The organism is Pseudomonas multiresinivorans (assembly GCF_012971725.1).
Taxonomy (GTDB): Bacteria; Pseudomonadota; Gammaproteobacteria; order Pseudomonadales; family Pseudomonadaceae; genus Pseudomonas; species Pseudomonas multiresinivorans.
Genome location: NZ_CP048833.1, coordinates 4,045,296 through 4,057,727, shown reverse-complemented (window position 1 = coordinate 4,057,727; position 12,432 = coordinate 4,045,296). Strand labels below are relative to the sequence as shown.

The 12,432-nt window shown below is 66.4% G+C and carries 13 protein-coding genes; 8 read left to right on the top strand and 5 right to left on the bottom strand.

Features of this window, described 5'->3' with window-relative positions; translation table 11 throughout:
* Positions 1–288 (bottom strand): BufA1 family periplasmic bufferin-type metallophore, encoded by a 288-nt coding sequence (locus G4G71_RS18330; RefSeq protein ID WP_169939440.1) that lies wholly within the window; start codon positions 286–288, stop codon positions 1–3.
* Positions 289–521: 233 nt separating this feature from the next.
* Here G4G71_RS18330 and G4G71_RS18325 point away from each other — a divergent pair, with 233 nt between their 5' ends.
* The 3 genes from G4G71_RS18325 (at position 522) to G4G71_RS18315 (ending at position 2,790) form a co-directional block, all read left to right on the top strand.
* Positions 522–1,115, top strand: coding sequence for a sigma-70 family RNA polymerase sigma factor (locus tag G4G71_RS18325; RefSeq protein ID WP_169939439.1), 594 nt, complete (start codon positions 522–524; stop codon positions 1,113–1,115).
* The gene (locus G4G71_RS18320) at positions 1,102–1,743 is read left to right on the top strand and encodes a DUF1109 domain-containing protein (protein ID WP_169939438.1); all 642 of its coding nucleotides are present in this window, start codon (positions 1,102–1,104) and stop codon (positions 1,741–1,743) included. Before G4G71_RS18325 ends, G4G71_RS18320 begins: the two co-directional genes overlap by 14 nt.
* Positions 1,744–2,028: 285 nt before the next feature.
* Positions 2,029–2,790 carry a DUF599 domain-containing protein gene (locus G4G71_RS18315; protein ID WP_024762429.1) on the top strand — a complete coding sequence of 254 codons (762 nt, stop codon included), beginning with the start codon at positions 2,029–2,031 and terminating at the stop codon, positions 2,788–2,790.
* 65 nt (positions 2,791–2,855) lie between these two features.
* Here the strand turns inward: G4G71_RS18315 and G4G71_RS18310 are convergent, their stop codons facing one another.
* Positions 2,856–3,077 (bottom strand): hypothetical protein, encoded by a 222-nt coding sequence (locus G4G71_RS18310; RefSeq protein WP_169939437.1) that lies wholly within the window; start codon positions 3,075–3,077, stop codon positions 2,856–2,858.
* A gap of 161 nt (positions 3,078–3,238) precedes the next feature.
* Between G4G71_RS18310 and G4G71_RS18305 the strand changes: the two genes are divergently transcribed.
* The 5 genes from G4G71_RS18305 to G4G71_RS18285 all read left to right on the top strand — a co-directional run bounded on the left by G4G71_RS18305 (position 3,239) and on the right by G4G71_RS18285 (position 8,245).
* The gene (locus G4G71_RS18305; RefSeq protein WP_024762427.1) at positions 3,239–3,712 is read left to right on the top strand and encodes a PaaI family thioesterase; all 474 of its coding nucleotides are present in this window, start codon (positions 3,239–3,241) and stop codon (positions 3,710–3,712) included.
* Positions 3,709–4,155 carry a PaaI family thioesterase gene (locus tag G4G71_RS18300; RefSeq protein WP_024762426.1) on the top strand — a complete coding sequence of 149 codons (447 nt, stop codon included), beginning with the start codon at positions 3,709–3,711 and terminating at the stop codon, positions 4,153–4,155. The genes G4G71_RS18305 and G4G71_RS18300 overlap by 4 nt, the downstream gene beginning before the upstream one ends.
* Positions 4,156–5,400 carry an MFS transporter gene (locus G4G71_RS18295; RefSeq protein ID WP_169939436.1) on the top strand — a complete coding sequence of 415 codons (1,245 nt, stop codon included), beginning with the start codon at positions 4,156–4,158 and terminating at the stop codon, positions 5,398–5,400.
* 119 nt (positions 5,401–5,519) lie between these two features.
* Entirely contained in the window at positions 5,520–7,424 is a 1,905-nt protein-coding gene (gene htpG / locus G4G71_RS18290) for a molecular chaperone HtpG (protein WP_169939435.1), read from the top strand.
* Positions 7,425–7,513: 89 nt separating this feature from the next.
* A complete protein-coding gene (locus G4G71_RS18285; protein ID WP_169939434.1) occupies positions 7,514–8,245 on the top strand; it encodes a dienelactone hydrolase family protein in 732 nt (243 codons plus the stop codon).
* Positions 8,246–8,289: 44 nt separating this feature from the next.
* On the opposite strand, the gene G4G71_RS18280 is transcribed toward G4G71_RS18285, so the two are convergent.
* Genes G4G71_RS18280 through G4G71_RS18270 form a run of 3 tightly spaced genes read right to left on the bottom strand, consistent with a single transcriptional unit; the run spans position 8,290 to position 12,292 of the window.
* Positions 8,290–9,570, bottom strand: coding sequence for a cytochrome c (locus G4G71_RS18280; protein ID WP_169939433.1), 1,281 nt, complete (start codon positions 9,568–9,570; stop codon positions 8,290–8,292).
* Entirely contained in the window at positions 9,567–11,804 is a 2,238-nt protein-coding gene (locus G4G71_RS18275; RefSeq protein WP_169939432.1) for a xanthine dehydrogenase family protein molybdopterin-binding subunit, read from the bottom strand. Before G4G71_RS18275 ends, G4G71_RS18280 begins: the two co-directional genes overlap by 4 nt.
* Positions 11,801–12,292, bottom strand: coding sequence for a (2Fe-2S)-binding protein (locus G4G71_RS18270; RefSeq protein ID WP_169939431.1), 492 nt, complete (start codon positions 12,290–12,292; stop codon positions 11,801–11,803). The genes G4G71_RS18275 and G4G71_RS18270 overlap by 4 nt, the downstream gene beginning before the upstream one ends.
* Positions 12,293–12,432 lie beyond the last annotated feature (140 nt).

Here is a 12,432-nt window from a genome sequence, read left to right as displayed (position 1 = left end):
TCAGGACTTCATCGGGGTCAGCGAGCCCATGCCGTGCGGTGTCTTGATCGAGGCGCAGGTGCCGGCCGGGACGTTCTTCCAGTGCATGCCGTCGTAGTCCTTCTTGGCGCTGCCTGCGCAGGTGGTGCCGGCGCCGGCCTTGCAGTCGTTCTTGCCGGCCAGGGCCACGCCGTAGCATTTCTCCATGGCCGCGCCCGTGCTGGCCTTGGTATTCATGTCGTCGGCCAGCGCGTTCCCGGCAAGGGCGGCAAGGGCAAGGACGGCGGTGGCGAGGGTGAGGTTTTTCATGGTGCGGTCTCCCGTTGGGTGGTGGGGCCGCACAGAGATTTCCGGCGGCTTGTCGAGTAGTTCGCCGGGAGTGGTGATCCGGTTACAGCCGCCTGAAGATTTTTTTGAGATTTCCCTAGGGCGGCCCTAAGGTATTGAACAGCTGCCTGTTTTTTCTTCGGGCCGGCGATCTGCCAGCAAGCGTGGGGCAGACTCGGGAAGATTTTCCTTGCGCGCTGTAACCAGGACGGCCGATGCAACGAACTACCAGCCAGGACGTGTTGATCGCGCGCGAAGCGCAGCTTCAGACACTGCTGATGCAGGGCATGGCCGGTGACGCGGCGGCCTACCGCGAGTTCCTCGCCGCCCTTGGCCCGCACTTGCGCGCGTTTCTGCGCCGCCGTCTGGCGCAGCGCCCCGGCGAGGTGGAGGACCTGGTGCAGGAAGTCCTGCTGGCCGTGCACAACGCCCGTCACACCTATCGCGCAGAACAGCCACTGACGGCCTGGGTGCAGGCGATTGCGCGCTACAAGCTGGCTGACCATTTCCGCGCCTTTGCCCGTCGCGAGGCGCTGCATGATCCGCTGGACGACGACGATGAGGGCGAGCTGTTCGCCGCCGAGGACGACCAGCCGGCGCAGGCCAGCCGCGATCTGGGCAAACTGCTGCAGCGGTTGCCGGACAAGCAGCGCCTGCCGATCGTCCATGTGAAGCTGGAAGGGTTGTCTGTAGAGGAAACGGCAAGCCTGACCGGGCTTTCCAGTTCCGCCGTGAAGGTCGGCATCCACCGCGGGCTGAAGGCCCTGGCGAACATGATCCGAGGGTTGCGAAGCGATGAAGACCAATGAACTGATCGACCTGCTGGCCGCCGGCGAGAGCGCGGTCGATCGGCGAGCGCTGGGCAAGCGCTTTGCACTGGCTCTGCTGGCGGGCGGCCTGGGCGCGATACTGCTGATGGCGGCGCTCTATGGGGTGCGCGCGGACCTCGCTGACGTCGCGCGGACTCCGCTGTTCTGGGCCAAGGTCGCGCTGCCCGGCAGCCTGGCGCTGATCGCGTACGGGTTGAGCAGCCGCCTGGCGCGGCCGGGAGTGAAGGGCGGTGCAGCGTGGCTGCTGCTCGGGCTGCCGGTGCTGCTGGTGTGGCTGGGTGGCGCGGTGGAGCTGGCCGCGGTGCCTGCCGAAGCGCGCGCCGGGCTGATACTGGGCAAGACCTGGCGCACCTGCCCACTGAACATTGCGCTGCTCTCGATACCTACATTCATCGCCGTCTTCTGGGCGCTGCGTGGGCTGGCGCCTACCCGGCTGCGCCTGGCCGGTGCTGCTGGCGGCCTGCTCGCCGGGGCTACCTCGACCCTGGCGTACTGCTTGCATTGCCCGGAGATGGGCATTCCCTTCTGGGGGGTGTGGTACCTGCTCGGCATGCTCCTGCCCACGCTGCTGGGCCTGGCCCTGGGACCGCGCCTGTTGCGCTGGTAGGAAGGTGCTGGGCAACAGGCCCACCGGGCGCGGGCCGTCCTCCCCAGCCGGGAGCGGCTGCGAACCGCGTGTGAGTACGCGGCGGCAATCGACGGCCCACACATTGCTGGAAGCGGGTCGTCGCCAAGCAAGCTTTGCGGCAGGGACGCGGGGGCATTCCTGGTTCTGCCGATCCCGTCCTCCCGGGCCTGGAAGCCTGCGCAGGGTGCGCGTGTCCTGGCGGGATAAACTGGCGTCTATCGGCTGCGTACCGACTTTATTCCGTCTCCAATCGCAAGGAAATCCATGACCGACGTCGTCGACCTGTTCGACATCCAGTACTTCTGGAACCTGCTTGCCATCCTCTGGTTCCTCTTCTGCTGGATCGGCTACACCCGCTACGCCAAGACCAAGGCCCGCGACACCGCGTGCCTGGCCAGCGTGCTGCATCTCTACCGCCAGGACTGGATGCGCCGCGTACTGCTGCGCGACAACCGTGTGGCGGACGCCAGCGTGATCGGCAACCTGGAGCGCAACGCCTCGTTCTTCGCTTCCAGCACCCTGATCATCCTGGCCGGTATCCTCACCCTGCTGGGCTCGGCCGAGCGCACGATCTCGGTGCTCGCCGACCTGCCTTTCGTGACGCCGCCCACCCGCGGACTTTCAGAGCTGAAGCTGCTGTGCCTGGCGGTGGTGTTCGTCTATGCCTTCTTCACCTTCAGCTGGTGCATGCGCCAATACAACTTCGCGGCGGTGCTGATCGGTTCGGCGCCCATGGTGGGGGAGCGCAACGTCGGCGAGCTGGAGCGCAAGTCCTTCGCCGAGCGCGCGGCGCGCGTGGTGTCGCTGGCGGCGCACCAGTTCAACCAGGGCCTGCGCACCTACTACTTCGGCTTGGCCATGCTGGCCTGGTTCATCAACCCCTGGATATTCATGCTGGTGACGGCGGGTGTGGTGGGCGTGCTGTACCAGCGCGAGTTCCACTCCAGCGTGCTGCATGTGATGGTCTACACGCCGACGCCCCAGGGCGATGCTCCGCGGGACAACGACATTCCTCCCAGCGGCTGAGCGGCAAACGGCAGAAACGACAAGGCCCGCAAAATGCGGGCCTTGTCTTGTGCAGCGTAAGCGAATTACTGCTTCTGCTCGCCGCCGGCGGGCTCCTGCGGCGCAGTGGCCGGGGCAGCCGGAGTGGCCGGGGAGGCTTCAGGTGCCGGCGGAGTGGTCGGCGCCGGAGTAGCTGGCTGCTCGGTCGCGGCCGGTGCCGGCGGCGCTTTCGGCTCTTCTTTCTTGTCGCAGGCGGCAAGGCCCAGACCTGCAACGATCAGCAGAGCGAAGGGAAGGGTTTTTTTCATGCGGAGCCTCCATGTGCGGCTTTCCTGGTGTTAGCCCTTTGAACCAGGGTTGTGTGAATTAGTTCAACGAATATTCCTGCGCCCCTGTATTCCATCACTGCAGGAGTGACAACGACCGGGGTATGATGCGGCCCCGTGCAGTCAATCGGTCGACCCCTCCCATGTCCGAAAACCCACTCCTGGAGCGCGCCCAACGCTTCCTTTCGGCGCTGCGCCACTGCCAGTTGCTGGGCATCAGCGCGCATGCGGCGGACGCCTCCGGCCTGACCCTGCGGCTTCCCTACAGCGAGGCCATTGTCGGCAACCCGGAAACCGGCGTGATCCACGGCGGCGCCATCACCACGCTGATGGACACCACCTGCGGCATCTCCACCGTCTGCGTGCTGCCGCAGTTCGAGATCTGCCCGACCCTGGACCTGCGCATCGACTACATGCACCCGGCGCAGCCGCACAAGGACGTTTACGGGTTCGCCGAGTGCTACCGGGTCACCCCGAACATCATCTTCACCCGTGGCTACGCCTATCAGGACGACCCCAGCGAACCCATCGCCCATGTGGTCGGGACCTTCATGCGCATGGGCAAGGCGGTGTCCGCCGGCTCGGTGAAGCGCGACGTCGATGGGGGCCAGGGATGACCACGGTGAACATCGAGGCCATGGTGCGCGCCGCGCACGAGAGCAAGGACTACGACCCGCTGATCGACGCGATTCCCTATGCCCGGCTGCTCGGCATCCGCTGCCTGCGCCTGGGCGACGACGCGATCTTCCACCTGCCGGCCAACCCGGACAACATCGGCAACCCCACGCTGCCGGCCCTGCATGGCGGCGTGATTGCAGGCTTCATGGAGCATTCGGCGCTGCTGCATTTGCTGATGTTCATGGGCATCCCGCACATGCCCAAGATCATCGACTTCTCCATCGACTACCTGCGCGCCGGGCACTTCCGCGATACCTACGCGCAGTGCCAGGTCTGGCGCCAGGGCCGGCGGGTGGCCAACGTCGCCATCACCGCCTGGCAGACCACTCGCACCGAACCCATCGCCACCGCCCGTGCGCATTTCAAGGTCGATGGCGCCTGAATGGATACGCTGCTGATCCTGCTCGGCCTGCTGCTGATCCTCGCGGGGTACGTCTGGCTGATTGCCCGCGCCTTCGAGCGCAGCCTGTTCTGGGGGCTTGCCAGCCTGCTGCCGCCGCTGGCCGTGCTGTTCGTCCTGATCCACTGGCGCCTGGCCCGCAGCGCCGTGGCCCTCGGGGCGCTTGGCTGCATTCCGCTGGTGGTCGGCCTGACGATGCTGGCCAGCCGCGACAGCGCGCGCCTGGAGGCCATCCTCCGCCTGGAGTGGCTCAAGCCCGAGGCGGTGGCCAAGCCTGAACTGGCGATCAACCTGCGCGGGGAACTGAATGGCCAGCCCTTCGTGCCCGAGCAGGCCGAGTTCATCGACGGTGTACTCAGCCTGCGCGAAGGCCAGGACTTCTACGCTCACCGCGAAATCCAGGTGCGCCTGGCTGCGCCGGTCAATGGCCCGGTCAGGCTGGACGTGCTGCCCGACGACAAGGGACGCCTGCCGGAAATCGAAGTCAGCTGGCTCGCGCCAGGCCAGGACCTGCCCGAAGCGGTCCGCCTGCAGCGTGGCTACAGCCTGCACCTGGACCTGGAGCCGAAGGCCCCCAATCGCCTGGAAGGCGCCTTCCACCTGGTGCTGCCGGCCCAGATGCAGACCACGCTTTCGGGCACCATCGAAGTCTTCACCGACCGCCTGCGCTATCGCGATGGCGAGGTGGATACCCGCTTCGACTCCCGCGATACCTTGCGTTACGTTCTGCAGGACTACCTGCAGCGCCGCTTTGCGCGTCGTGACGTCGCCATCACCCGTATGCCCACCCTGGATACCCAGCGCGCCTCCCAGGAGATTGCACTGACCGTGGAGGTCGACGGCGAATCGCAGGAGCTGCAGGTCACGCTGGAGAAGACCCCCGCGCGTGGCTGGGGAGTACGGGACGACCGCTACCCGCGGATGAAGGCGTCGAGCGTCGCTGCAGCCCCGGTTGCGGCCGCCGCGCCGGCGAAATCCAGTGCCCCCGTGCCGCAGGCGCCGGAAAGCGGGCGCCTGGCCATCGAGCGCCTGCTGTCCTCGCCGCAGCGCTACGTCAACCGCAGCATGCGCGTGACCACCGAGCGCGGCCGGGTTGCCGAGGGCGTCTTCGTCGGCCTCAATGTCGACGGCCGCATCGTCATCCGCCAGGTCATCGATGGCCCCGGCGAGGCGAGCTACACGCTGCGCCCCAGCGAAGTGACCGACATCGAACTGCCGGCCCGCTGACCGTTCGCCGGCTATTTGCCGGCGAATTTTCTCCAACCCCTTGAATTGGTTCGGGAAGCCCCCATCTCGCTGACATCGGCCGCACGACGCGGCATTTGTCATCCTCGGAGCGAGAAACGATGAGCGCGGAGACTCAAAAAGAAACACTGGGCTTCCAGACCGAAGTGAAGCAGCTGCTTCACCTGATGATTCACTCCCTGTATTCGAACAAGGAAATCTTCCTTCGCGAACTGATTTCCAACGCCTCCGACGCCGCCGACAAGCTGCGTTTCGAGGCCCTGGCCAAGCCTGAGCTGCTCGAAGGCGGCGCGGAACTGAAGATCCGCGTGAGCTTCGACAAGGACGCCAAGACCGTCACCCTCGAAGACAACGGCATCGGCATGAGCCGCGAGGAAGTGATCGCGCACCTGGGTACCATCGCCAAGTCCGGTACCGCCGACTTCCTGAAGAACCTCTCCGGTGACCAGAAGAAGGATTCCCACCTGATCGGCCAGTTCGGCGTGGGCTTCTACAGTGCCTTCATCGTTGCCGACATGGTCGATGTGTTCAGCCGCCGTGCCGGTGCACCGGCCAGCGAAGGCGTGCACTGGTCGTCCAGGGGCGAGGGCGAATTCGAAGTCGCCACCGTCGAGAAAGCCGAGCGCGGCACCCGTATCGTCCTGCATCTGAAGGATGGCGAGGACGAGTTCGCCGATGGCTGGCGCCTGCGCAACATCATCAAGAAATACTCCGACCACATCGCGCTGCCCATCGAATTGCCGAAGGAGCACCACGGGGAAGAGGCCGACAAGCCGGCTGAAACCGAGTGGGAAGTGGTCAACCGTGCCAGCGCCCTGTGGACCCGTCCGCGCACCGAGGTGAAGGACGAGGAATATCAGGAGTTCTACAAGCACATCGCCCATGACTTCGAGAACCCGCTGACCTGGAGCCACAACAAGGTCGAGGGCAAGCTCGAGTACACCTCGCTGCTGTACGTCCCGGCCCGTGCGCCGTTCGACCTGTACCACCGCGAGGCGCCGCGTGGCCTGAAGCTCTACGTGCAGCGCGTGTTCATCATGGACCAGGCCGACCAGTTCCTGCCGCTGTACCTGCGCTTCATCAAGGGTGTGGTGGATTCCAACGACCTGTCGCTGAACGTCTCCCGCGAGATCCTGCAGTCCGGCCCCATCGTCGATTCGATGAAGTCCGCGCTGACCAAGCGCTCCCTGGACATGCTGGAAAAGCTGGCGAGCAATGACGCCGAAGCCTACAAGGGCTTCTGGAAGAACTTCGGCCAGGTGCTGAAGGAAGGCCCCGCCGAGGACTTCGCCAACAAGGACAAGATCGCCGGCCTGCTGCGCTTCTCTTCCACCAGCGACGAGAGCGGCGAGCAGAGCGTTTCCCTGGCCGATTACATCGGCCGCCTGAAGGAAGGCCAGGACAAGATCTACTACCTCACCGGCGAGAGCTTCGCCCAGGTGAAGAACAGCCCGCACCTGGAAGTCTTCCGCAAGAAAGACATCGAAGTGCTGCTGCTCACCGACCGCATCGACGAATGGCTGATGAGCTACCTGCCGGAATTCGACGGCAAGCAACTGGTCGACGTCGCCCGCGGCGACCTGGACCTGGGCAGCCTGGACTCGGAAGAGGACAAGAAGGCCCAGGAAGAGATCGCCAAGGCCAAGGAAGGTCTGGCCGAGCGCCTGAAAGCCGCACTGGGTGATGAAGTCGCCGAGGTGCGTGTGTCCCACCGCCTGACCGACTCGCCGGCGATCCTCGCCATCGGCGAGCAGGACCTGGGCCTGCAGATGCGCCAGATCCTCGAGGCCAGCGGGCAGAAGGTGCCGGAAGCCAAACCGATCTTCGAGTTCAACCCGGCCCACCCGCTGATCGAGAAACTCGACGCGGAAGCCGACGAAGACCGCTTCGGCGAGCTGACCCACATCCTCTTCGACCAGGCCGCCCTGGCCGCGGGGGACAGCCTGAAGGACCCGGCCGCCTACGTGCGCCGCCTGAACAAGCTGCTGGTGGAGCTTTCCGCCTAAGCTGAACCAGCCCAAAGCCCGCTTCGGCGGGCTTTGTGTTTTTCCAGTACTCGATCAACTACACCGACAAGCGAAAGGGGACTACCCGAATGAGCCAGATCAGCGTGCAACCTGTCGCCTATAGCCTCGATGGCGTGTCTTTCGAAGGCCAACTGGTATTCGATGCCGCCAGCAACGCGCCGCGTCCCGGCCTGCTGATGGCGCCGAACTGGATGGGCGTTAGTCAGGGTGCGGTGGATATCGCCCGCAAGGTCGCCGAGCGCGGCTATGTGGTGCTGGTCGCCGACCTTTACGGCAAGGACGTGCGCCCCAATGGCCCGGAACAGGCCGGCGCCGCGATGATGCCGCTGAAGAACGACCGCGCTCTGTTGCGCAAGCGCATGCAGCTTTCGCTGAAGACCCTGCTGGAACAGGCCGGCAAGGCGCCGCTGGATACCGCGAAGCTGGCCACCTTCGGCTTCTGCTTCGGCGGTTGCTGCTCCCTGGAGCTGGCCCGTGACGGCGCGCCGCTGGCGGCTGCGGTGTCCTTCCACGGCACCCTGGATACGCCGAACCCGGCCGATGCGAAGAACATCAAAGGCGCAGTGCTGGTGCTCGACGGCGCTGTCGATCCGTTCGTGCCGCGCGAGCAGCTCAGTGGCTTCGCCAAGGAGATGATTGATGCCGGGGTGGACTGGACCCTGACCAGCTACGGCGGCGCCGCGCATTCCTTCACCGACCCACACGCGCAGATTCCCGGCAAGATGCAGTACGACGCCAAGGTGGCGCGCCGTGCCTTCGCCGCGATGTTCGATCTGCTGGAAGAGCGCTTCGGCGCCTGACGGCATCGGGGGGAGGGCGGTCGCGCCACTCCCCCACGCTGGGCTCAGCGCAGCTTGGCGACCTTGAATTCGAGGTCCGGCCAGGCCGGTAGGCCGGCGAAGTCCTCCCGCAGGAAGCGCGCCAGCGCGACAATCTGTTCGTCGTTGAGGCTGTGGCGGAACGCCGGCATGTAGCCCAGCTCCGGTCGGGCGGGTCCGCCGATGCCATCCAGGATCACCCTCAGCAGATTGTCCGGCGTGGCCGCATAGAGGTTGTTGCTCACCGCCAGCGACGGCCGTGCACCATTGAGCTTCGGGCTGTCGCCGTCATGGTGGCAGGCCATGCAGGCGCCATTGAATAGCCTTGCGCCGGTACCGCTGACCGGTTGCAGGGTGCCGTAGGTGCGCTCTTCCAACTCGCTCGCCTGCTTCTGTGGCGAGAAATCGACGGGCTGTTCCGGCCGGAGGCTCGCGAGGTAGCGCGCCATGGCTTGCAGGTCCGCGTCCGGTTGCTGCGCGAGGCCTGCGGCTACCGCTGCCATGGGGCCAGCGGCGGCGCCGTGGTAGCGCGAGAAGCCGTTGCGCAGATAGTCGTACAACGTCGCCTGGGTCCAGGGAATTGCCGTCTGGCCGCTGCCGTCAAGCGGGGGAACCTGCCAGCCGTCCACCGTCGCACCGGCGAAGCGTTGCTTGCCGACACGTTCGGCACCCAGTGCATTGCGCGGCGAATGGCAGGCGCTGCAGTGGCCCAGCCCCTCCACCAGATAGGCGCCGCGGTTCCAGGCCGCATCGCGCTGCGGCTGAGGCTGGAAGCGGCCCTGGTCGAAATACAGCAGGTTCCAGGTGGCCATCAGCCTGCGCTGGCTGTAGGGGAAGCGCAGGCGGTTGTCCCTGGGCTGCGCCTTCACCGGCGACCGGCTCATCAGGTAGGCGTAGAGGTCGCGCAGGTCTTCATCGCCAATACGGGTGAAGGCGGTGTAGGGGAAGGCCGGGTAGAGGTAGTTGCCCTCCCGCGAGACGCCCTCGCGCATCGCCCGCTCGAAGGCCTCGAAGGACCAGCTGCCCAGCCCGGTATCGCGGTCCGGGGTGAGGTTGCTGGTGTAGAGCGTGCCGAACGGTGTGGCCATGGCGCGGCCACCGCTCAGCGGAGCGCCACCTTCACGGGTGTGGCAGACCGCGCAGTCGCCCAGGGCCGCCAGTTTCTGCCCGCGGGCGATGGACTCGGCGCCGAAGCTGTCGACGGCCGGCGGGTCGACGGGCGCAATGCTGCCTTTCGAGGTAATGGCCAGCGCTATCAGGCTGGATGCGGCCAGCGCTGCGATGACGCCCAGTGAATGGTTTTTCATTTGGGTTGTTTCTCGTTCAGGGCGGCCAGTACCCGCTCGGGCGTGAACGGTGGGCGGGTGAAGCGCACGCCGGTAGCGTCGTGCAGGGCATTGGCGATGGCGGCGGCGCTGGGTACCGAGGCAGATTCGCCGGCCCCCAGCGGCGGTGTACCGGGGCGGTCGAGCAGCAGCGCGGTGATCCTGGGCACCTGGGGGAATCCGAGGATCGGATAGCCGCCCCATTCCAGGCTGGTGACACCGCTGCGGTCGAAGGTCGAGTGCTCCATCAGTGCGCGGCTGGTGGCCTGGATCACGTTGCCGTGGACCTGGTGGCGTACCCCGTCGGGATTCACCATCTGCCCGCAGTCCTGCGCCACATGGACTTCGGTCACGCGGACGGCGCCGGTGTGCGGCTCGACCTCGACGTCGACTATCCACGCCGCCCAGGCCGCGCCGAACCCCGGGAAGGCGCTGTGGAAGTAACGCGCATAGGCGAAGCCGCGGCCGACCAGCAGATTGCCCTGGCGTGCCTGCGGGTTGGGCGCGGCGCGCGGCTGCCACTGGGCGGCGGTGGCCAGCGCCTTGATCAGCGTTGTCGCACGTTCTTCGTGCAGGTAGCGCAGGCGGAACTCGATGGGGTCGGCGCCGGCCATCTGCGCCAGTTCGTCGATGTAGGACTCATGGGCGAAGACGTTGGGCAGTGCCGATACGCCACGCATCCAGGAGGCGCGAACGATGGGGGCGGCGTCGTTGCAGACCACCCGCATGTGCGCGAAGGCGTACTGCGGGACGGCGGTGCGATCGCCCATCTGGGCGACCTGCGGCTTGGCGTCCACCCGCGAGGTGAGCAGTAGGGCCAGGTTGACGCCATTGTTGGAGGGGTAGCAGGTTGAGAAGTCGTAGGCTGCCACCTCGCCGTTTTCGTCCAGCCCGCCGCGGACTTCGATCAGCTGCGCCGAACCCTTGGGCTCCCAGCCGTGTTCCTGTTCGCGCATCAACTGCACGCGCACCGGCCGGCCGACGGCCAGGGCGAGCAGCGCAGCGTCAGCGCTCACGTCGTCGGCGCAGTTGCGGCCATAGCAACCCGACGCTTCCATCCGGATGACCTCGACCTGTTCAGGCTGCATGCCCAGCAAGGTCGCCAGGTCGGCGCGCAGGTCGTGGGGATTCTGGCTGCCCGACCAGACCTTCATCAGGCCATCCTCGAAATGCGCGAGCGCGCAGGAAGGGCCGATGGAGGCGTGCTGCTGATAGGGCCAGACGTAGGTGCGCTGCAGTGGGCGGTGGAGCTGCGCCAGCACGGCATCCATCTGCGTGTCGTCCTGGAGCATGCGTGGCTGCTTGGGATGGGCGCGCAGGGTGGATTCCAGCTCGTCCAGGCCCAGGGGGGGCAGGCCGCTCCAGTGCTTCCAGCGCACTTTCAACTGGCGGGCAATGTGGATCGCCTGCTCTTCGCGCTCGGCTACCACGCCGATGAAGTCACCTATCACCACCAGTCGGACAAAACCGGGCAGGTGGGCTACGGACTGCTCATCCACTTCCGCCCGGCTCCTGCCCAGCGGCGCGCTGACATCCGCACCTGTGTAGGGCGGCCGCACCACGCGGCCATGGAGCATGCCCGGCAGGCGCATGTCGTGTACGTAGGTCAATCCGCCCGTGACCTTGGCCGGAATGTCCAGGCGCGGCACCGAGCGGCCGACCACGCGGTAATTGCTGTGGGCCTTGAGCGGCGCGTTGGCATCGACCTTCAGTTCGAAACGCTCGCCACGCAGCAGTTCGCCGTAGCCGATGCTGCGGGTTGGTTTGCCCCTGACGAAGATCGCCCCGCCGGCGCAGTCGAGCTGGCGAACGTTGACCCGGAGGTGTTGCGCCGCGCGCTGCATCAGGAACTCCCGCGCTTCGGCCGCTGCCCGGCGCAGCGGAATGGCGCTGACCTGGAGGGTCGAACTGGCGATGGTCGGCCCCTGGTCGGGTGTGTAGCGGGTGTCACCCAGCAGCAGGGTGATCTGCTGCAGGTCGACGTTCAACTCCTCGGCGACTATCTGGGTCAGGGCGGTGCGTATGCCGGTGCCGAGGTCGACGTGGCCGCAGGCAGCGGTGATGGTGCCGTTGCCGGCGATGGCAATGAAGCTGTCGACCTCGTCGAGGGGCAGCAAGCCATCGGCGCCTTGCGCCAGCAACGGGCGAGGCAACTGAGTGCTGACCAACAGGGCCGCGCTGGCCTTCAGGAAGTCACGGCGGCCGAGCAGGCTCATGCCGGGTTTTCCTGGCCGCGGTTGCCGACTCGCTCGGCGGCCCTGCGCACGGCACTGAGGATCTGCACATGGGTACCGCAGCGGCACAGGTTATAGGCCAGTTCCTGGCGGATCTCTTCGTCGCTGGGCGAACTGTTGCGGGCGAGCAGGGCCGCGCTGGTCATGATCATGCCGTTGCTGCAGTAGCCGCACTGCGCCGCCTGCTCGTCGATGAAGGCCTGCTGGACCGGGTGCGGGGCATCCAGTGTGCCGAGACCTTCCAGGGTGGTGACCTGGCGCCCCACAGCCGCGGAGACCGGCGTGATGCAGGAACGGGTGGCGATGCCGTCGAGATGCACGGTACAGGCGCCGCATTCACCCAGGCCGCAGCCGAACTTGGGGCCGTTGAGCTGCAGGTCGTTGCGCAGGACGTACAGCAGCGGCGTATCGGCGGCCACGGCAAGGTGCCGGGGCTGGCCATTGACGACCAGCGAGAGGGGATCAGCCACGGGGTGTGCTCCTTCCGGGGAAATCGGTCCCTGGCGCCGAAGAGGATCGGCGGAGGGAAAAGGAAGGAAGTCTTCGGGAGCGAGCTGACGCCAGCCAGGGTGCGCGGGCCGATAGGTCTGTAGGAATCAGGTGAAAGGGG